Annotated in this window: 19 protein-coding genes; 12 read left to right on the forward strand and 7 right to left on the reverse strand. The window is 67.4% G+C overall.

The features are described from left to right. Positions 1 to 630 (forward strand): RnfABCDGE type electron transport complex subunit B, encoded by a 630-nt coding sequence (locus tag AC3ANW_RS14695; RefSeq protein ID WP_488341586.1) that lies wholly within the window; start codon positions 1 to 3, stop codon positions 628 to 630. 7 nt (positions 631 to 637) lie between these two features. On the opposite strand, the gene AC3ANW_RS14700 is transcribed toward AC3ANW_RS14695, so the two are convergent. Both AC3ANW_RS14700 and AC3ANW_RS14705 read right to left on the reverse strand, forming a co-directional pair. Further along, complete coding sequence (locus tag AC3ANW_RS14700) at positions 638 to 1,669, reverse strand: extracellular catalytic domain type 1 short-chain-length polyhydroxyalkanoate depolymerase (protein ID WP_488341587.1); 1,032 nt, start codon at positions 1,667 to 1,669, stop codon at positions 638 to 640. A gap of 25 nt (positions 1,670 to 1,694) precedes the next feature. Continuing rightward, positions 1,695 to 2,117: a CopG family transcriptional regulator gene (locus AC3ANW_RS14705; RefSeq protein ID WP_488341588.1), complete on the reverse strand. Its 423-nt coding sequence runs from the start codon at positions 2,115 to 2,117 to the stop codon at positions 1,695 to 1,697. 207 nt (positions 2,118 to 2,324) lie between these two features. On the opposite strand from AC3ANW_RS14705, the gene AC3ANW_RS14710 reads away from it, so the two are divergent. From AC3ANW_RS14710 to AC3ANW_RS14720, 3 genes are read left to right on the forward strand one after another with little or no spacing between them, the layout of a single operon-like run. Beyond that, complete coding sequence (locus tag AC3ANW_RS14710) at positions 2,325 to 2,558, forward strand: DUF2789 domain-containing protein (RefSeq protein ID WP_488341589.1); 234 nt, start codon at positions 2,325 to 2,327, stop codon at positions 2,556 to 2,558. A 34-nt stretch (positions 2,559 to 2,592) separates the two neighbouring features. After that, complete coding sequence (locus AC3ANW_RS14715) at positions 2,593 to 3,153, forward strand: hypothetical protein (RefSeq protein WP_488341590.1); 561 nt, start codon at positions 2,593 to 2,595, stop codon at positions 3,151 to 3,153. Then, positions 3,150 to 4,385: a PrsW family intramembrane metalloprotease gene (locus AC3ANW_RS14720; protein WP_488341591.1), complete on the forward strand. Its 1,236-nt coding sequence runs from the start codon at positions 3,150 to 3,152 to the stop codon at positions 4,383 to 4,385. The genes AC3ANW_RS14715 and AC3ANW_RS14720 overlap by 4 nt, the downstream gene beginning before the upstream one ends. On the opposite strand, the gene AC3ANW_RS14725 is transcribed toward AC3ANW_RS14720, so the two are convergent. Then, positions 4,369 to 4,830 (reverse strand): MarR family winged helix-turn-helix transcriptional regulator, encoded by a 462-nt coding sequence (locus AC3ANW_RS14725; RefSeq protein ID WP_488341592.1) that lies wholly within the window; start codon positions 4,828 to 4,830, stop codon positions 4,369 to 4,371. The two genes, AC3ANW_RS14720 and AC3ANW_RS14725, sit on opposite strands and share 17 nt — an antisense overlap. Before the next feature lie 95 nt (positions 4,831 to 4,925). On the opposite strand from AC3ANW_RS14725, the gene AC3ANW_RS14730 reads away from it, so the two are divergent. Both AC3ANW_RS14730 and AC3ANW_RS14735 read left to right on the forward strand, forming a co-directional pair. Beyond that, on the forward strand, positions 4,926 to 6,296 hold the full coding sequence (locus AC3ANW_RS14730) for an MATE family efflux transporter (protein WP_488341593.1): 1,371 nt from the start codon (positions 4,926 to 4,928) through the stop codon (positions 6,294 to 6,296). A gap of 97 nt (positions 6,297 to 6,393) precedes the next feature. Further along, positions 6,394 to 7,215, forward strand: coding sequence for a HoxN/HupN/NixA family nickel/cobalt transporter (locus tag AC3ANW_RS14735; RefSeq protein ID WP_488341594.1), 822 nt, complete (start codon positions 6,394 to 6,396; stop codon positions 7,213 to 7,215). A 109-nt stretch (positions 7,216 to 7,324) separates the two neighbouring features. Here the strand turns inward: AC3ANW_RS14735 and AC3ANW_RS14740 are convergent, their stop codons facing one another. From AC3ANW_RS14740 to prpR, 3 genes are all read right to left on the reverse strand, one after another. Next, the gene (locus AC3ANW_RS14740; RefSeq protein WP_488341595.1) at positions 7,325 to 8,239 is read right to left on the reverse strand and encodes a helix-turn-helix transcriptional regulator; all 915 of its coding nucleotides are present in this window, start codon (positions 8,237 to 8,239) and stop codon (positions 7,325 to 7,327) included. 41 nt (positions 8,240 to 8,280) lie between these two features. After that, positions 8,281 to 8,976 (reverse strand): fumarylacetoacetate hydrolase family protein, encoded by a 696-nt coding sequence (locus AC3ANW_RS14745; RefSeq protein WP_488341596.1) that lies wholly within the window; start codon positions 8,974 to 8,976, stop codon positions 8,281 to 8,283. Between the two features lie 142 nt (positions 8,977 to 9,118). Beyond that, complete coding sequence (prpR, locus tag AC3ANW_RS14750) at positions 9,119 to 11,083, reverse strand: propionate catabolism operon regulatory protein PrpR (RefSeq protein ID WP_488341597.1); 1,965 nt, start codon at positions 11,081 to 11,083, stop codon at positions 9,119 to 9,121. 192 nt (positions 11,084 to 11,275) lie between these two features. Here prpR and AC3ANW_RS14755 point away from each other — a divergent pair, with 192 nt between their 5' ends. Genes AC3ANW_RS14755 through AC3ANW_RS14780 form a run of 6 tightly spaced genes read left to right on the forward strand, consistent with a single transcriptional unit; the run spans position 11,276 to position 17,280 of the window. Continuing rightward, positions 11,276 to 12,301: a tripartite tricarboxylate transporter substrate binding protein gene (locus AC3ANW_RS14755; RefSeq protein WP_488341598.1), complete on the forward strand. Its 1,026-nt coding sequence runs from the start codon at positions 11,276 to 11,278 to the stop codon at positions 12,299 to 12,301. A 35-nt stretch (positions 12,302 to 12,336) separates the two neighbouring features. Next, entirely contained in the window at positions 12,337 to 13,326 is a 990-nt protein-coding gene (locus tag AC3ANW_RS14760) for a Bug family tripartite tricarboxylate transporter substrate binding protein (protein ID WP_488341599.1), read from the forward strand. A gap of 25 nt (positions 13,327 to 13,351) precedes the next feature. Further along, positions 13,352 to 14,365, forward strand: coding sequence for a Bug family tripartite tricarboxylate transporter substrate binding protein (locus tag AC3ANW_RS14765; protein ID WP_488341600.1), 1,014 nt, complete (start codon positions 13,352 to 13,354; stop codon positions 14,363 to 14,365). Continuing rightward, positions 14,365 to 15,768 carry a 3-isopropylmalate dehydratase large subunit gene (gene leuC, locus AC3ANW_RS14770; protein WP_488341601.1) on the forward strand — a complete coding sequence of 468 codons (1,404 nt, stop codon included), beginning with the start codon at positions 14,365 to 14,367 and terminating at the stop codon, positions 15,766 to 15,768. Before AC3ANW_RS14765 ends, leuC begins: the two co-directional genes overlap by 1 nt. Beyond that, on the forward strand, positions 15,765 to 16,370 hold the full coding sequence (leuD, locus tag AC3ANW_RS14775; protein ID WP_488341602.1) for a 3-isopropylmalate dehydratase small subunit: 606 nt from the start codon (positions 15,765 to 15,767) through the stop codon (positions 16,368 to 16,370). Before leuC ends, leuD begins: the two co-directional genes overlap by 4 nt. Before the next feature lie 46 nt (positions 16,371 to 16,416). After that, a complete protein-coding gene (locus AC3ANW_RS14780) occupies positions 16,417 to 17,280 on the forward strand; it encodes an isocitrate lyase/PEP mutase family protein (protein ID WP_488341603.1) in 864 nt (287 codons plus the stop codon). An 8-nt stretch (positions 17,281 to 17,288) separates the two neighbouring features. Here the strand turns inward: AC3ANW_RS14780 and AC3ANW_RS14785 are convergent, their stop codons facing one another. Continuing rightward, positions 17,289 to 18,302, reverse strand: coding sequence for a LysR substrate-binding domain-containing protein (locus AC3ANW_RS14785; protein ID WP_488341604.1), 1,014 nt, complete (start codon positions 18,300 to 18,302; stop codon positions 17,289 to 17,291). Between the last annotated feature and the right edge of the window lie 47 nt (positions 18,303 to 18,349).

An 18,349-nucleotide genomic window follows, 5' to 3' on the forward strand; every position in this document is an offset into this window, starting at 1 on the left:
ATGCAGAAGACCCCGCAGGCCGCCATGGCCCTCCGCCTGGACGCGGCCCTGCCGCAGACGCAGTGCACCCGCTGCGGCTACCCGGACTGCGCCGCCTACGCCCATGCCATGGCGTTCGAGGCAGCGCCTGTCAACCGCTGCCCGCCGGGCGGCCAGGAAGGCGTAGTGCGGCTGGCCGCCATTGCCGGAGTGGAAGCCCTGGCGCTCGATACCGGATGCGGCGTGGAAGCCCCGCGACAGATGGCGGTCATCGACGAGGCCTGGTGCATAGGCTGCACCCTGTGCCTGGATGTCTGCCCTACCGATGCCATCCTCGGTGCCAACAAGCGCATGCACACCGTCATCGAGGCTCACTGCACCGGGTGCGAGTTGTGTGTGCCGGTCTGCCCGGTCGATTGCATTTCACTGGAGAACGCCAGCGCAGACGCCACCGGCTGGGCCGCCTGGTCGCAGGCACAGGCCGACATGGCACTGCAGCGTTATCGCATCCACGGCTCGCGCAAGGCAGGGCCGGTCATCGAGGCAGAGGCAGCGCCGGTAGTCGTCGAAGCGGCACAAACCGAACGCAAGCGGTCTGCAGTTGAAATGGCACTTGCGCGCGCCCGGGCCAAACGGGACCAACTCGGCTGAAGACTTTTCAGGGCAGGCGATGTTCGCCGAAGAAACGCAGCATTTCGGCGCTGGCGTCCGGCCCTGAAGGATCGGTATAGCTGCCACCTGGCGCGCCGCCCGACCAGGCGTGCTGCGCACCCTGCACCACCCATAACTCGGCCATCACGCGATCGTCCGATCCCTTGAAGACTTCCCGGATGGCGCCACGGCCGCCGGCCACCGTGGATATCTCGCCGGTGGCAGCAGCACCGACACTTGCCGCGAGCACGTTGTGGGCGTTACCGACGTTGACAGTCGGATCCGCATCGCCATGAAACACGATGGTGGGTTTTCCGCTTCCGATAGGGCGCGATGCCGCCTGCCCGTTCTTCATGGCCGCCATGGCCGATGGAAGGTCCCGCGCCGCACCGGCGGCCAGGCCCGAGTGCACACCGACGGCAGCGAACAGCTCCGGATAGGTCTCGCCCAGGATCGCCGCCATCGCCCCGCCCGCGGACAGCCCGGCGACATAAACACGGCTCGGATCGATGGACTGCGCCGCCGTCACCTGCCGCACCATGCCGGCGATCAGCGCGGGCTCGCCGCGTTCACGGGTCTGGTGGCTGTGCTTGAACCAGTTCCAGCAGCCATGCGGATTGGCCTTGCGTGACTGCTCGGGGTACAGCACTGCGAAACCCTGCGATTGCGCCAGCTCGTTCATCCGGGTTCCGGCCGCGAAATCATCCGGGTTCTGCGTGCAGCCGTGCAGCATGACCACCAGCGGCATGGGACCGGTCCGGGCCCCGCCCGGAATGAAGAGCTTGTAGTCGCGGCGGTCGGCCGCATTGGCGAAGCTGTGCCCGGTGAAGCTGCTGCCTTGCGATGCCGGCACATCGACGCGGCGGGCGCTGACATCGATGACATCCGCCATGCGCGCCTCCGTCGCCGGCGGCGCGGCGGCAGCATGACCGCCACCTCCGCCCATCGCAGAACGCAGCAAGGCGGCGGCATCGGACAGTCGCCCGTCGCGGGTCAGCTGGGTGGCCTGTGCCATGAATTTTTGAAGATCGAAATCCATTTTGAAAAGTGCTTTCTTGGGCGGTTCAACGCAGGCGAACGGCTAGGGCCGCCCGGACGGCCGGGCTGGCATGCAGGGCCCCCAGCACGGTGATGGATTCGATGGTGGCCAGCGCCAGTTCGGGCGTGACGGCGGCATCGATGGACGCCAGCCCGAGTACCCGTATCTGCAACTGCTCGCCGCGCGCCCTCACCGCTTCAAGTTCGGCCACGGTGTAGTGCTGCAAGCCCAGCACCAGCGACTTGCGCAGCACCAGTTGCCGCACAACGTCGCCCTGCAGGCTGAGCTGGTTGCGGATGGCGGTTCGGATGAGCTCGGTACGGCTGGAGAAAAAGCCCTCCTGCACCAGAAGGTCGATCTGGCCGAGATCGACATGGCCCAGGTTGATGGTGATCTTTTCATCAGCGGGTTTGACGACGGCGGTATGGTTTGCACTTTTTCTCGGCATGGCGCATCGTATATCAAACCATCCAAGTGGATGGAATATTTACACGGCCATGTGTATATGCCTGGTCGCCCGCGCAAACGACGGCACTGCTTTCCCATCTGGCCGAAGGTGGAACACAAACCCTCCCGGAAGAGGTGTATTCCGACACGGGTCGCCAGCTGCGGCATGGCACGATCGACGCCCGTCAGATACACGAGATTTGTCCCCATGGAACTGAGCAACCATCCCTTCACCGAACTGTTCGACCAACTAGGCCTGGCGTCCGACGAGGCATCCATCGTCGCCTTCATCAGCGCGAACCGGCCGCTGCCGCCCGGCGTCACGCTGCCCGAGGCGGGCTTCTGGACCCCGGCCCAGACGCAGTTCCTGCGCGAGAGTGTCAATGCCGATGCCGACTGGGCCGAAGTGGTGGACCAGCTCAACCTGGCGCTTCGCGGCTGAGTCAATAGCCCTGCGGCCATGGCACCATGAGGCCATGCTCGAACCGTCCCGCCGCACCCCTTACAGAACCTGGCCGGGCGCACTCGCCGTACTGCTGGCCATCGCCGGCTACGTAGGCGGACTGGTGCTCTGGGACCGCCATACACCGGGCGCCTGGCAACTGGCCGGCGGACAGGCGGTCGAGGTAGGCCCCGCCCGTTTCGTTCCCGCCGACGATTGGCGGATGGACGTTTCGCGCTCCAAGGCCGGCAAGTCGCTGCTGCTGTTCAAGGGCAGCCACCGTTTCCTGGTGACCATCGGCGAATGGGCCGGCGGGCCCGCGGGGCCGGTGACACGCCAGCGCAGGCTGATGGAACGCGGCCAGGGCCTTCGGATCGACGGCGAAATGTCCCGATTCTTCAACAGCTGGGGACTGGGCGGCACCACCTTCGCCTATTACGGGCCGCAGCTCGCCGGACGTTTCTGGCAGGTGGTCGACCAGCGTCGCCGGCTGCTGGTGCAGGTCGACCTGTACGGCTCCAACGACGGATTGGAGGCCGCCCTGGAAGATGCCCGCGCCATGGTCGATTCGATGGACCTGGACGCGCCGACATGAACCTCCACGCATTCGGCCGCGATGCCCTGGCAGCAACCAACGCCAACGCCAATGCGGGCGCGGGCGCCGGCGGCGGGGTCGGCACCGACTCATTCTTCCAGCCGCGCCGGGCCGCCTTCTGGTTGCTGTCGGCACTGATCGTCAACGGCCTGTTATACACCGCCCAGATGTTTTCCGTGGGCCTGCGGGTGGTGCCGGTCACCGTGCTGCTGGGGCTGCTGGCCTGGACCGGCTACACGCTGGTGTTCGTGCTGGTGTTCCGCCAACTCGACCTGCTGGAACAACATCCGCCGGAGGCTTTCGTGCTGGCCTTCGGCTGGGGCGGCCTGGGCGCGGTGTATTTCGCGGTGCCGGCCAATGCGGCTTTCCAGAGCCTGTGCGGCAAGCTGGTGTCGCCGGAGTTCGTGGCGACCTGGGGCGCGGCGCTGGCCGGTCCCACGTCCGAGGAATTTTTGAAGCTGGCCGGCGTTCTGCTGCTGATCCTGGTGGCCCGCAACCAGTTCCAGACGCACCTTTCGGTGCTGATCGTGGGCGCCATGGTGGGGCTCGGTTTCCAGGTCGTCGAGAACCTGGCCTACACCGTCAATTCGTCCATGCATTTCCCGCTGGAAAACCAGGTGGCGCCGGTGCTGCTCAACCTGTTGACCCGCGGGCTGCTGGCCGGCTTGTGGACCCATGCGGCCTTCACCACTGTCGCGTCGTACGGGGTCGCCTGGTTCCTGCTGCACCCGCAACGTTCGCGGACGTGCCGGCTGGTGGTCGCGCTGTTGTGTTTCGCGCTGGCGTGGACGCTGCATTTCGTGTGGAACTCACCGCTGCTGGAAGACCTGTCGGGCGGCGGTTCGCGCGGCCTCGTGGTGCTGTCCCTTGCCAAGGGCATACCGGTGATGGTGGCGGCCGGGCTTTTCTGGCGCGTGGCTGCCAGCGAGAACGGCGCCTACCTGCATGCGCTGGCCGCCTGGTTCGTGCCCGAGCGCGACCTGATCCGCGACGAAGAATGGCTGCGCCTGGGCGCACCGCTGCTGCGCTGGCGGGCCCGGCGCGACGTCCACGAACGCTTCGGCCCGCGGGCCGGCCGGCTGAAGACCCGGCTGCAGCGCGAGCAGCTGCACCTGGTCCGCAAGGCCGCTACCTACGGACGCGGACCGCAGACCCGCCGCCATGAAAACCGCATCAGGCGGCTGCGGGCGGCGCTGGATACTTACACCGCCAGCGTCACGCTTCCCGGTTGAAGGCCTCGGCGAATTCATCCGAAAAGATCTCGGCCAGCGCCAGCCGCAACGCTGCCGAACGTTCCGCTCCGTAGACCGACTCGAAGCGGTTCTGCGCGGCCCGCCACAACCTGTTCGACTCGGCCAGCTTGGCGGTGCCGGCGGGCGTCAGTTCGATATGTTTGCTGCGGCCATCCTGTGGATGGCGGGTCTGCACGATGTAGCCCTCGCGCTCCAGCGGCTTGATGTTGTGGGCCAGAGCCGAACGGTCCAGCACCATGGCGTAGGCCAGCTCGGTCATGGTGGGCCGCACGGCGCGCTGGATGTGCACCAGCACCGACCGCTGCGACACGGTGATGCCAGAGGGCGCCAAAGCGGCGTCATACAACTGCGTCACCCGGCGCGTGGCCTTGCGCAACGCGGCGCCGTTGCAGACGAGAGGGTCCCGGGCTTGGGAACTGGACATGGGTGGCATGGGTGTTTTCCTGCAGAACGCCAACTCTAAATGATCTTGACCAATGTTTGCATATGCCAGTAGATTCACGGAAAAATTACTTGTATATGCCAACACCTTCCACCCTGACCGACCCGCGCCTGCACCGCATGCTGCAAGCGCCCATCGTGCCGACGCTGCTGCGCATGGGCTGGCCCAACATCCTGATGATGCTGGCGCAGTCGTCCACCGGGCTGATCGAGATGTGGTTCCTGGCAAGACTGGGCACCGACGTGCTGGCCGGCGTGGCAGTGGTCATTCCCATCCTGATGCTGATGCAGAACATGTCGCAGGGCGCCATGGGCGGCGGCATCTCGGCGGCGGTGGCGCGGTCGATGGGCTCACGCAATGCGGCGCTGACGCAATCGCTGGCCCGGCATGCGGTGGTCATGTGCGCTGCGCTGGGCCTGCTGTTCACCGTGCTGCTGCTGGCGTTCGGCACACCGCTCTACCGCTTTCTCGGCGCACGTGGCGCGGCGCTGGACGCGGCCGGCAGCTACGGCCATGTGCTGTTCGCCGGCCTGCTGCTGATGTGGATCATGAACGCCCTGGCCAGCGTGGTGCGCGGCACCGGCAACATGCTGGTGCCGGGTGCGGTGATCTGCGGCGGCGCGGTCCTGCTGGTGCCGGTGTCGGCGGCGCTCATCCTCGGCGCCGGGCCGATTCCGGCCCTGGGAGTGGTGGGTGGGGCCTGGTCGCTGCTGGTCTATTACGCCGGCGGCGCGGCCGTGCTGGCCTGGTACTGCGCCAGCGGGCGTTGCGCGGCACGGCTGTCGCGCGGTCCGGTGCATTGGGCGCCCATGCGAAGCATCCTTACCGTCGGCGGCCTGGCCTGCATCAATCCCTTCCTGACCAACGGGCTGATCGCCGGCACCGCCGCCCTGGTCGGCGCCTATGCCGGCACCGAGGCGCTGGCAGGTTATGCCACCGCAGCACGGCTCGAATACCTGCTGATGCCGATCGCCTTCGGACTGGGCGCGCCGATGGTCGCCCTGGTCGGTGCCAACATCGGCGCCGGCCAGACGAAACGCGCGCAACGCATCGCCATGGCCGGCGGCGCCATCGCTTTCGGGCTGGCCGAAGTGGTCGGGCTGGCCGCCGCCCTGTGGCCCGAAGCCTGGCTGCGCCTGTTCGGCACCGACGAACGCCTGCTGCGAACCGGTGCGCGCTACCTGCACATCGTCGGCCCGTTCTACGGATTCTTCGCGATGGGTTTCGCCCTGTATTTCGCGTCCCAGGGCGCCGGCCGGCTCAAATGGCCGCTGCTGACCAGCGCCTTGCGGCTGTTCGTCTATGTCGGACTGGGAGGCGCGGTGCTGGCCGCCACCGGTTCGCTGACCGCCTTCTTCGCACTCGGCGCGCTGGCCATGGTGCTGTACGGCGCCGGTATCTTCTGGTCGGTGGCGGGCGGCAGCTGGTTCACCGGCCGGATGCCCTGACGCGGGGCGGTTTTCAAAACCCGTACAAAAAAACGTTTGCCGCGTCGGCAGCCATGCAAGAAGATATGAGAAAGAAGAAAAACCTCATACGCGCTGCATGTCGAACAGTTTTCTCGCCCTTCTACCGCTCACTTTCCTGCTCGGCCTGAAACACGGCCTGGATGCCGATCACCTCGCCGCCATCGACGCCATGACACGGCACAACGCGGTCGACCGGCCGCGGCTGGCCCGCTGGGCCGGCGCGCTGTTCGCAGTGGGGCACGGCTTGGTCATGCTGGTCGTTTCGGTTGGCGTCACGCTGTTCGCAAGCCATTGGCAATTGCCCGGCTGGCTGCTCTCCGCCGGCACCTGGGCCGCCATCGCCGTGCTGGCCTGGCTGGGCATGCTCAACCTGCGCTCGGCCCTGGCCCGGCCGGGGAACCGGACCGGTGTCGTCGGCCTGCGCACCGGATGGCTGGGCGGTGTGCTTCGGACATCCAACCCGGTGGCGGTGATGGGCGTCGGCGCTCTCTTCGCCGTGTCGTTCGACACCGTCGGGCAGGCCGCGCTGATGGCCGGCGCGGTGCAGAAACTCGGCGGATGGCCGCAGGCTCTGCTGCTCACCGTGGCTTTCGTGTCCGGCATGTGGGTGGTGGACGCCCTCAACGGGGTGTGGACCGCCAGCCTGGTTCAGCGGTCTTCCGGCTATGGGCGCATCGCTTCGCGCGTGATGGCCGCGGGCGTCGGCATCCTCGGCGTGGCCACCGCCGCCTACGGAGTCGCCACTCAGCTGTCGCCGACGATGGACAACTGGGCGCAGGGCAAGGAAACATGGCTGGGCGCCGGCCTGCTGGCCTGTGTCGCACTGGTTTTTGTCGCGGGCCGGCTGCTCGGCAGCAGGCGGTATCCAGCGACATCCGCAGCAGGAAGCCCGGCTTGATGCAGCCCGAGGCAATCGCGCCAGACCCTGCCGGGAAAACCCGATCTTTCGTTTTTCAAACCCGTCGAACCCCGCAGCAATAAGCAGCGTCGACAGGCTGATCCTCTGATCAACCGTGCAGCCGGGCCACCTGCTGGTCGCGGTAGGCGCGCGGCGTACAGCCGACCACCTGGCGGAAACGCCGGGCGAAATAGGCCTCGTCGCCGTAACCGCACTGGTGGGCGACCTCTTTGATCTGCAGCGTCGAGCTCAGCAGCAGTTCCTTGGCCCGCAGCAAGCGCCGTTCGGTGACCAGTTCCGTGAAGGTCTGGCCGGTTTCCTTCTTGAGCAGGTTGGCCAGGTAGTTGGCCGACAAGAAAGCCGCCGCGGCCGCATCGGTGAGCGACATCTCCTGCGCCAGGTTCTCGCGCACATAACGCACCACCCGCTGCAGCGCGTCGTGGCGCGAGGCCCTGCCGTTCTGCACCAGCGCCAGCCGCGACAGTTCCTTTTCCTGGCGCAGGCAGGCCAGCCCGATGATCTGCCGGACCATGCCGCGCAGCATGGCCATGCCGCCAAAACTGCGTTCGGCGTTGTAGACGGCCATTTCTTCGAGCCAGGCCACGATGCGGGCGAAATCGGGCTGGTCGAAATGGAAATCCAGGTATTCCTGGAACAGGAAGGGTGCCAGTTCGGGCTGGGTCGCAAAGTCCACGCCGTCCAGGTCGAGCGCATCGGCTGTCAGCTCGGGCCACATGAATTCCTGGCTGAAATTGACGATGCAGTAACGCGATCCGGGTGGGTGCGGAATCACGTGAATGCGCTGCGGCAGCACAAAACTCAGGGTGCCGCGGCCGAAGGGCCGCACTGCTGCACCGATGGCCTGGTGGGTGTCGCCCTCCAGTCCGACCTGGATCTGGAAATAGCCGTGGCGGTGCGGCTGGGTGAGTTCGTTGCGGGCACCCTGGAAACGGATGTCGAAGTCGAGGTGTTCGGCTCGTTCGTGCATCCGCCAGGTGCGCAGGGAAGGTACGGGCGTCGGCATGGTGCACGAGCGTACCGCGCCGATACCGCCCCGGCCGAATGTCAGATGACGGTGACCTTCAGTTCGCCGACCGCCGCCACGCTGGCCACCAGCTTGTCGCCGCGCTGCACCGCCGCCACGCCCGAAGGGGTGCCGGTGAAGATCAGGTCGCCGGCGCGCAGTTCGAAGATCGTCGACAGGTAGGCGATGGTGGCCGGCACGTTCCAGATCAGGTCGGACAGGTCGCCGGCCTGGCGGGTTTCGCCGTTCACCGTCAGCGTGATGGCACCGCTGGACGGATGGCCCAGCGTGGCGGCCGGCACGATGGGGCCGCAGGGTGCGCTCTGGTCGAACGCCTTGGCGATTTCCCACGGGCGGCCGGCCTTCTTGGCGACGGCCTGCAGGTCGCGGCGGGTCATGTCCAGGCCGACGGCATAACCGTAGACATGCGACAGCGCATCGGCTTCGGCGATGTCTGCGCCGCCCTTGCCGATGGCGACCACGAACTCGACTTCATGGTGGACGTCGGTGGACAAGGCCGGGTAGGGGAAGTCGCCGCCGTCGGCGACCAGGGCGGTGGCCGGTTTCATGAAGAAGAAAGGCGGCTCGGCATCCGGGTTGTGGCCCATCTCGCGGGCGTGTTCGGCGTAGTTGCGGCCGACGCAATAGACCCGTGCGACCGGGAAACGCGCGGTTTCTCCCACGACGGGAAGGGACTGGACTGCTGGCGGTTCGATGACAAAGCTGGCGTCTTGCATGGCGTCTGTTGATGAGGTTTCTGGGGTTGAGGATTTCGGATGGATGTCGCGGCCAACTCTATCGCCGCCGACCGCCTTCCCGGCAGACGGCCTTATGCAGTTGTTGGACAGGATTACCCTGCGCACGACCGACCCGCCGGCTTCAGCCCGCCGTCCTGAGCCATCGCCACAGCGTGGAGCGGCTGACACCCAGCGCCCTCGCCGTCGCCTGGTGGTTGCCGAAATGCCGGGCCAGCTGGTCACGCGCCTCGCTGGTGCGGTCGATGGCCGGTTGCGGCCCGGCCACCAATGCGCCGGCCTGTGCATCGGTACCGGCACCGGCACCGGCATCGAACAGCTCCGGGCACTCGTGCGGCAGGCCGGTCCAGTCCACCGTGGACACATCGGGGAACTGCGCCATGAACACCGCCAGCCGTTCGCAGACGTTTTCGAGTTCACGCACATTGCCGGGCCAGGCATGACGCTGCAGCAGCGGGTGAATGGATGGCAGCAGGTCGGCCCGGCCAGCTTTCATCCCCAGCCGCTCCAGGCAGCGGCGCACCCTGCGCTCGGCCATCGGAACCACATCGCCCGGCCGGTCGCGCAGCGCCGGCAAACCCAGGCGCAGCGTGTTGATGCGGAAATACAGGTCCTTGCGGAACAGCCCTTCGGAGACCATGTCGGCCAGCGGCTGGTGGGTGGCCGCGATCACCCGCAGATCGACCGGAATCGGGCTTGCGCTGCCCACCCGCAGCACCTCGCGTTCCTGCAGCACCCGCAGCAGCCGGGTCTGCAGCGACAGCGGCATGTCGCCGATCTCGTCGAGGAAAACCGTGCCGCTGTGGGCCGCCTCGAACAGCCCGCGCCTGCCGCCGCGTCGGGCGCCGGTGAAGGCGCCTTCCTCGTAGCCGAACAACTCGCTTTCGAGCAGGCTTTCGGGGAAGGCCGCGCAATTGATGGCCACGAAAGGTTTGCCCGCACGCGGGCTCTCGTTGTGGATGGCCTGGGCAAAGAGCTCCTTGCCGGTGCCGCTTTCTCCGGTCACGAGGACCGTGAGGTCGGTGCGCGCAAAACGCCGCGCGGCCTGGACCGCGCGCACGAAGTCGGGGCTGTCGCCTTCCAGGTCGTCGAAGCGGTGGCGCGCCGACGCCTGCTGCCGGCGCTGCTGCATGCGCAGGCTGTTGTCGGCTTCATGGATGGCGCGCGAGTCGTACAGCGTCAGCGCGGCCCCGGCGATCTCGCCGTTGACCCGGATCGGCGTCCGGTTGGCGATCCAGTTGCGGTGGCCGATGGTCAGCACCCGCGCCCGGTCCGAGGTGCCGGTGTCGAGCGTGTCCTGCAGCGACAGGTCGGGGTTCAGCACCGCCAGGTCACGGCCCAGCACGGAAGCGGAAACCAGCCCACCGCCGGCAGCCAGGATGCGCTGCATCGGCGGGTTGGCGGCGATCACCTGGTTGGACTGGTCCACCGCCAGCACCGCATGTTCCAGCGTATGCAGAACGCCGTTCAGCTGCGCATAGCGGTCGCTTTCCATGCGGGCGACACGGACCAGTTCGATGGCCTCGTCGAAGCCGCGGCGGATGCTGTCCAGCGAATACGCCATGACACCGACGATGCCCGCAGCCTCGGCCATCTCGACCGCCAGGCTGGTGCCGACGATGACACTGAAACCCGCCGCCCTGAGCTCCTCGAAATCGCGCCGCGCCTCATCGGGCATGCGATAGGCGCGCTGCTGCAGTTCGATCTTCAGCAGGTCGCGGATGGCGTCGAGTTCCGGCAGCGTCTGGCCGTAGACGATGACGCCGACCCGGGACGACCGCTCGCGTGCATCCATCACCGCCTGCAGCACGTCCAGCCCGCCCAGCTGGATGGTCGCGACCGGCGCGCGCACCTGCTGGCGCAGCAGGCCGCCGTTGGCGCCGCCGCTGATGAAGGCATCGACACCGCCGCGCCGGATGCGTTCGCGGGCCAGGGCCACGGCGTCGTGGACGGTCGCATCCAGCAGCTCGATCTCGGCCCGGTTGCGGTATTCGGCGATCACCGGCGCCGAGAACTCCCGGAGGTGGCGATAACCCAGGAAACACAGTCGCGGCAAGGGGGTGGGTTCGTCCGTCCGGCTGGATGACATGTTGAACGATGAAACACACAGGTCGTGCGGTGAAACATTATTGATTCGCACCGCGACATCCGTCTGTCCGGGCCGACCCTGACAAGGCTTTACCGATCAAGCACTTGCAGCAGCCCCACCGGTGGCACGGTGCCTGCAATGTCGCTGTCGCCCGTCGCATCGCGCAGGCCAAGAGAACGAAAGAGACAAGCAATGAACAATGCGTTTTTTCCGAAGCCGGACCACCCGACGCGGCGCCATGCGCTGGCCGCCGTCGCAGGCACGCTGTTTTCGCTGATGCCGCCGGAAACGCCCATGGCTGCCACGCAGGCGCCCGGCACACCCGACGCATCGCGTTTCCCGCGCAAGCCGGTCACCCTGATCGTTCCTTACTCGGCCGGTGGCGGCACCGACATCGTCGGCCGGCTGCTGGCGCAGAAGCTGGGCGACCGCTGGGGCCAGTCGGTGCTGGTCGACAACCGCACCGGCGCCAACGGTGTCATCGGCAGCGCCCACGTGGCCAAGTCGCCGCCCGACGGCTATACCCTGCTCCTGGTGGTGGGCTCGCATGCGGTCAATCCGGTGCTGATGAAAAGCATGCCCTACGACACGGCCAGCGCGTTCTCGGCCATCACCAACGTGGCCACCTCGCCGACGGTGCTGGTGGTGTCGGCCAAGGGACCGTACAAGACCCTGCCCGACCTGCTGGCCGCCGCCCGCAAGGAAGAGCTGGGGGTCGGCAATTCAGAAGGCCAGACCCGACTGACCGGCGAGCTGGCGCGGCAGGCGGCGGGCCTGAAAACGGTCGAGGTGGCCTACAAGGGCGGCGCGCCGATGATGGTCGACATCATCGGCGGCCACCTGCCCATGGGCTACACCAGCGTGCTGACCGCCCTGCCCCATGTGCAGGCCGGCAACCTGCGGGTGGTGGGGGTGACCGGGCGCGAACGCATCAATGTTTTCCCCGACGCCATGACCTTCGCCGAGGCAGGCGTGCCCGGCGTGGAGTCCTTCAGCTGGTATGGCATGTTCGGCCCGGCCGGCATGCCGGCGGCGCTGGTCGAGCAGATCGGCGACGACCTGCGCGCCGTCTGCGCCGACCCCGCCGTGGTGTCGCAGCTGCGCGACCAGGGCGCAAGACTGGTGCTGGGCAGCCCGGCCGATCTCGACCGTTTCGTGCGGGCCGAATCCAGCAAATGGGCGGCCGTCGCGCAACGCGGGGGCATGAAACCCGAATGACCGATTCCGGACGACAGCAAAGAGACAACACCATCGTGAAGACAACCCGTACCGTTTTCTCAAGACGCGGCCTGCTGGCGGCAGCGGCCGCGCTGGCCTGCGCCACCCCGGCCCACGCACAGGCCGACTACCCGGCCAAACCCATCCGCCTGATCGTGCCCTTTGCCACTGGCGGCGTGACCGACGCCAGCGCCCGCATCGTGGCCGAGAAGCTGGGCCAGGCCATCGGCCAGCCGATCGTGGTCGACAACCGGGCCGGCGCCGCCGGCAACATCGGCACCCAGCTGGTGGCGCAGGCCGAACCCGACGGCTACACCCTGCTGCTGGGCTACGACGGCACGCTGGTCATCAACCCCAACGTCTATGCCAAGGTGCCCTTCGACTCGGTGAAGGACTTCGCGCCCATCGGCAAGATCGGCGATGCGCTGCTGATGGTGGTGGTCAACCCCAAGCTGCCCGCCACCAACATGGCCGAGCTGCAGGCGCTGGCCCGCAGCACGCCGGGGGGCTTGTCGTACGGCAGTGCCGGCACCGGCAGCACCACCCACCTGGCGGGCGAAATGCTGCGCCAGCGCACCGGCATGCCGCTCACACACATTCCGTACAAGGGCGGCGGCCCGGCGCTGTCGGACGTGGTCGGCGGCACTCTGCCGATGACCTTCAGTTCGGTCACCGGTGCCATGCCTTTCATCAAGGGCGGACAGCTGCGGCCCATCGGTGTCACTTCGCGCCAGCGCGCACCGTCGCTGCCCGATGTGCCCACCTTCGTCGAGCTGGGCCTGAAGGACTTCGAGATCAATTCCTGGGTCGGCCTGCTGGCCCCGGTGAAGACCCCGCGACCCGTCATCGACAAGCTGAACGCGGCGCTGCAGAAGGTGCTGACCACACCCGAGATGGTCGAGCGCCTGAGCGCGCTCGGCGTGGTGGCGATGCCCGGCACACCGGAGGCCTACGGCGCCGAGATCGTGCGCGACCTCGCCAAGAACAAGGCGGTCGTGAAGTCCGCCAACATCCAGCTCGACTGACCCCGGACAGGCAGGACACCACCCCATGAAAAACAAGCTTCCGCTTTCCAGGAGCCTGTCCGCAATCGCCCGCAGGGGCGTTTTGCAGGCCGGCGTTGCAATCGTATGCGCCGCGTCCTTCGGCGTACAGGCGCAGGCGCCGTTCCCCACCAAACCGATCCGCCTGGTGGTGCCCTTTGGCACCGGCGGCGTGACCGACACCAGCGCACGGGTGGTCGCCGACCGGCTGGGCCAGGTGCTGGGTCAGCCGGTGGTGGTCGACAACCGCGCGGGTGCCGCCGGAAACATCGGCACCCAGATGGTCGCCCAGGCCGAACCCGACGGCTACACCCTGCTGCTGGGCTACGACGGCACGATGGTGATCAACCCCAACGTCTACAGCAAGACGGGTTTCGATCCGGTGAAGGACTTCGCGCCCATCGGCAAGATCGGAAATGCGGTGCTGATCATCGTGGTCAACCCCAAACTTCCGGTGCACAACTTCAACGAACTGCTGGCCTACGGCAAGGCTACGCCTGGTGGAATTTCCTTCGGCACTTCCGGCACCGGCAGCACCACCCACCTGGCCGGCGAAAGCCTGCGCCAGCGCACCGGCATTCCGCTGACCCACGTGCCCTACAAGGGCGGCGGCCAGGCGCTGACCGACGTGGTCGGTGGGGTGCTGCCGATGCTGTTCACCGCGGTGGCCGGCGCGGCGCCATTCATCAAGTCGGGCCAGGTGCGGCCCATCGCGGTGTCGTCGGCGCAACGCGCGCCCGCCTTCCCCGACGTGCCCACGCTGGTCGAGAGCGGCGTGAAGGATTTCGTGTTCGATTCCTGGGTCGGCCTGCTGGCCCCGGCGAAGACACCCAGACCCATCGTCGACCGTCTGAACCAGGCACTGCAGGAAGTGCTGAAGATGCCCGACATGCGCGACAAGCTGTCAAGCCTGGGCATGGTCGCCACACCCGGAACGCCGGACGAATACGGCCGCCAGATCGCCGCCGACCTGCAAACCAACAAGGCCATCGTCAGGGCGGCCGACATCCGGATCGACTGATGGCGACCCTCTTCGACAAGATCTGGGATGCCCACCGGGTGGCCGGCAACGAGGCCGGAGACGACCTGGTCTACATCGACCGCCACCTGGTGCACGAGGTCTCCAGTCCGCAGGCCTTCAGTGCGCTGGCCGAGGCCGGCCGGGGCATCCGTTCCAACGCCCGGCACATCGCCGTGCAGGACCACAACGTGCCGACCACGGCCGACCGGCTGGTTCATATTCCCAACCCCGAAAGCGCGGCGCAGATAGAGGCGCTGCGGCAGAACGCGGCCCGCAACGGCATGCGCCTGCTAGACCTCGACGACCCGCGCCAGGGCATCGTGCATGTGGTGGCGCCCGAGCAGGGCTGGGTCCTGCCGGGATCGACCGTGGCCTGCGGCGATTCGCACACCGCGACGCTGGGCGCGCTGGGTGCGCTGGCCTGCGGCGTCGGCACATCCGAGGTCGAACACATCATGTCGACCCAGAGCCTGTGGATGCGCAAACCCCGCACACTGGGCATCGAGATCGCCGGCCGGCTGGGCCAGGGCGTATACGCCAAGGACCTGGCGCTGGCCGTGATCCACCGCATCGGCACCGGTGGCGGCGGCGGCCACGCCATCGAATACACCGGCCCCGCCGTGCGCGCCCTGTCCATCGAGGCCAGGCTGACGCTCTGCAACATGACCATCGAAGCCGGATCGCGTTTCGGCCTGGTCGCCCCGGACGAAACCACCATCGCCTACCTCCGTGGCCGCGTGAAGGGCGCGGCGCGCGATCACTTCGACGAAGCGGTACGCAGCTGGGCGGCCCTGTTCACCGACGACCCTGGCGACTACCGGCGCCGCGTCGAAATGGATGCATCCGCCGTGGTGCCCACGGCCACCTGGGGCACCACGCCGGCCGACAGCGCAGCCCTCACCGGCCGCGTGGCCGACGGCGCGAGCACGCACGAGACGGCTGAGCAAGACCGCATCGCCGCCGCCCTGGCCTACATGGGTCTGGAGCCGGGCCAGCCGATGTCGTCGGTGACCATCGACATCGCCTTCATAGGCTCGTGCACCAACTCGCGGATCGAAGACCTGCGCGCCGCCGCCGACGTCGTGCGCGGCCGCCGCATCGCCGGCGGCGTGCGCGGCCTGGTCGTGCCCGGATCCACCCAGGTCAAGCGGCTGGCCGAAACCGAAGGTCTTGCCCAGGTCTTCGTGGATGCCGGTTTCGAGTGGCGTGAATCCGGCTGCTCGATGTGCATCGGCATGAACGGCGACAGCGTCGGCCCGGGCCAGCGTTGCGCATCCACCTCGAACCGCAATTTCGAGAACCGCCAGGGCCAGGGCGGCCGCACCCATCTGCTCAGCCCCGCATCGGTGGCGGCATCCGCACTGCGCGGAAGACTTTCCGACCCGCGCGAGGTGACGGCATGAAACGCAGCGTCACCGCCGTGAACGGAAGCGCCGCCGTGCTGCAGCGCGACGACATCGACACCGACGCACTGTTCCCCGCGCCCTTCCTGCGGCTGACGCAGCGCAGCGGCATGGGCCGATACCTGTTCGCCGACTGGCGCGCGGCCGGCCGGCCGGAGGTCGATTTCATGCAGTCGCCCGAAGCGCCGAAGTTCATCGTCGGCGCGGCCAACTTCGGCTGCGGGTCGTCGCGCGAACAGGCCGTGTGGGCGCTGGCCGATTACGGCGTGCAGGCGGTGCTGGCGCTGTCCTTCGGCGACATCTTCCGCAACAACTGCCTGAAGAACGACGTGGTGGCCGCCACCCTCGCACCGGACGACCACGCTGCACTTGTCGCCGCGCTGGCGCGGACGCCGGGCGCCGAACTGCGGCTCGACCTGCCCTCGCGCACGGTGCAGTTGCAGGGCGACCTCGACCTGCCCATCGTGCTGGCCGAAGGCCATGCCGAGACCCTGCTGTCCGCAGAGGACCACATCACGCGCACCCAGCATTTCGCCGATGCGCTGAAGGCCTACGAACAACGTGTGCAGACCGCGCGCCCGTGGCTGGCGTCCATCGACTGATCCGCCTTTTTTCCATTCATCACGCAAACCGAAGAAGTTCAAGACAATGGCAAATCCCATCCTCCGACAAAAGCTCGCCGCCGGCGAATTCCTGGTCATCCCCGGCGTGCAGGACATGATCGCGACGGTCATGACCAACAAGGTCGGTTTCGACATCGTCTACGGCACTGGCTACTGGCTGACCGCCTCGTACCTGGGCCTGCCGGATGCCGGCATCGCGACCTATACCGAGATGGTCGACCGCATGCGCACCGTCTGCCGAACCACGAACGCGGCGGTCATCGCCGATGCCGACACCGGCTACGGCGGCCTGCTGAACGTGCACCACACGGTGAAGGGATACGAAGCCGCGGGTGTCACCGCCATCCAGATCGAGGACCAGGAATTCCCCAAGAAATGCGGCCACACGCCCTACAAACGCTGCGTGCCCATCCAGGACATGGTCGAGAAGATCAAGGTGGCGGTGGAAGCCCGCGAGGACAAGGAAAACTTCCTCATCATCGCCCGCACCGACGCCCGTGCCAGCCTGGGCGTGGACGACGCCATGCGCCGCCTGGAGGCCTACGACAAGGCCGGCGCGGACATCCTTTTCTTCGAGGCCCCGCAATCAGAAGAAGAAATGCGCAAGGCCTGCGCAGCCTTCGAAAAACCGATGCTTGCCAACATGGCCGACGGTGGCAAGACGCCCATCCTGCCGGCCCGGGTGCTGGAAGAGATCGGCTATGCGCTGGCCATCTATCCGTCGATGACCAGCCTGGTGGCCGCTGCCGCCATGGAACAGGCGCTGCGCACGCTGAAGGAAAAAGGCCTGAGCCAGACGCCCGACCTGGCCATGGCCGACTTCGGCGAGTTCTGCAAACTGATCGGCTTCGACAAGGTCTGGGAATTCGAGCAGCGCTGGGCGCGCTGAGCCGGTTTTCAACCCTGGGCCGGCACCTCGTCCACCGTCACGACCACGGCTTCGGCCGTCGGTTTGCGCTCTTGCCACACCTGGGTTTCGAGCAGCCGGCCGACGTCTTCGCGGATGTAGCGGAACAGCTGTTTCATGGCCTGCGTCGCCGGCCGTTTGGTCGACATGGCGACCGACAGCACGCTCGGCACCGTCGGGTTGACCAGCGGACGCACCGCCAGCAGGCCACGCGCCACCTGCATCGAAACCGAGCCGAAAGGCAGGAAGGTGTAGGCAAAACCTTCTTCGGCCAGCCGGATCAGCGAATGCATGCCTTCCACCTCGAGCCGGATGTTGGGCTGCGCCGGGAGCAGCGCCGCCGCGTTCTCGATGACGTCGCGCAGGCCGTGGTGCGGGCTGGGCAGCACCAGCGGCAACTTCAGCGCCTCGGCCAGGTCGATGGGCGCGTCGGTGGTCATGGCGCCGTGGCCGGCGGCACCGACCAGCATCAGCTCGTCGGCGATCAGGGTCTCGAGCGCCAGCTTGGCGCGTTTGGGCACGTTGTAGACCACCGCGACATCGACCTCTCCGGCGATCAGCCATTCGAGGATGTAGCCGCTGATGGCGTCGCGCACCCGCAGCGACACGTCCGGGAAGTCGTGGGTGAAACGGCTGACCAGCGGCACCAGCAGGCTTTCGGCCAGCATCGGCGGAATGCCCAGCACCACGCTGCCGGCGGTGCTCTTGCCCAGCGCCTGCATCTCGCGCACCGCGTCGTCGGCCCGCCGCACGATGTCGTTGGCCGATTCGAGGAACCGTTCGCCCGCATCGGTCAGCGTGACGCCGTGACCGGTGCGGCGGAGCAGCGGCAGGCCGAGTTCCTCTTCGAGCAGCTGCAGCTGGCGGGTCAGCGCCGACTGCGTGACACCCACCGAAACCGAGGCCCGCGACAGGCTTTCAGCCGATGCGATGGCGATGAAATACCGAAGCTGGCGCAAGTCCATGGAGCTGTGGGCGGAGAGCCTGGTTTCGATGAAGCCCATGTTAGTTTTGCGGCCTCTGGCGCACATCCGTAGTCCTACCTGCCCCG

The organism is Xylophilus sp. PBN-3R (genome assembly GCF_057747805.1).

Coding starts and splice junctions, on each gene's coding strand:
- AC3ANW_RS14740 (WP_488341595.1), bottom strand. CDS start 8,239: ATGCCGACGCCCGTACCTTCCCTGCGCACCTGGCGGATGCACGAACGA.
- AC3ANW_RS14725 (WP_488341592.1), bottom strand. CDS start 4,830: ATGTCCAGTTCCCAAGCCCGGGACCCTCTCGTCTGCAACGGCGCCGCG.
- AC3ANW_RS14780 (WP_488341603.1), top strand. CDS start 16,417: ATGGCAAATCCCATCCTCCGACAAAAGCTCGCCGCCGGCGAATTCCTG.
- AC3ANW_RS14705 (WP_488341588.1), bottom strand. CDS start 2,117: ATGCCGAGAAAAAGTGCAAACCATACCGCCGTCGTCAAACCCGCTGAT.
- AC3ANW_RS14715 (WP_488341590.1), top strand. CDS start 2,593: ATGCTCGAACCGTCCCGCCGCACCCCTTACAGAACCTGGCCGGGCGCA.
- AC3ANW_RS14695 (WP_488341586.1), top strand. CDS start 1: ATGCAGAAGACCCCGCAGGCCGCCATGGCCCTCCGCCTGGACGCGGCC.
- AC3ANW_RS14720 (WP_488341591.1), top strand. CDS start 3,150: ATGAACCTCCACGCATTCGGCCGCGATGCCCTGGCAGCAACCAACGCC.
- prpR (WP_488341597.1), bottom strand. CDS start 11,083: ATGTCATCCAGCCGGACGGACGAACCCACCCCCTTGCCGCGACTGTGT.
- AC3ANW_RS14765 (WP_488341600.1), top strand. CDS start 13,352: ATGAAAAACAAGCTTCCGCTTTCCAGGAGCCTGTCCGCAATCGCCCGC.
- AC3ANW_RS14755 (WP_488341598.1), top strand. CDS start 11,276: ATGAACAATGCGTTTTTTCCGAAGCCGGACCACCCGACGCGGCGCCAT.
- AC3ANW_RS14735 (WP_488341594.1), top strand. CDS start 6,394: ATGTCGAACAGTTTTCTCGCCCTTCTACCGCTCACTTTCCTGCTCGGC.
- leuD (WP_488341602.1), top strand. CDS start 15,765: ATGAAACGCAGCGTCACCGCCGTGAACGGAAGCGCCGCCGTGCTGCAG.
- AC3ANW_RS14730 (WP_488341593.1), top strand. CDS start 4,926: ATGCCAACACCTTCCACCCTGACCGACCCGCGCCTGCACCGCATGCTG.
- leuC (WP_488341601.1), top strand. CDS start 14,365: ATGGCGACCCTCTTCGACAAGATCTGGGATGCCCACCGGGTGGCCGGC.
- AC3ANW_RS14700 (WP_488341587.1), bottom strand. CDS start 1,669: ATGGATTTCGATCTTCAAAAATTCATGGCACAGGCCACCCAGCTGACC.
- AC3ANW_RS14710 (WP_488341589.1), top strand. CDS start 2,325: ATGGAACTGAGCAACCATCCCTTCACCGAACTGTTCGACCAACTAGGC.
- AC3ANW_RS14785 (WP_488341604.1), bottom strand. CDS start 18,302: ATGGGCTTCATCGAAACCAGGCTCTCCGCCCACAGCTCCATGGACTTG.
- AC3ANW_RS14745 (WP_488341596.1), bottom strand. CDS start 8,976: ATGCAAGACGCCAGCTTTGTCATCGAACCGCCAGCAGTCCAGTCCCTT.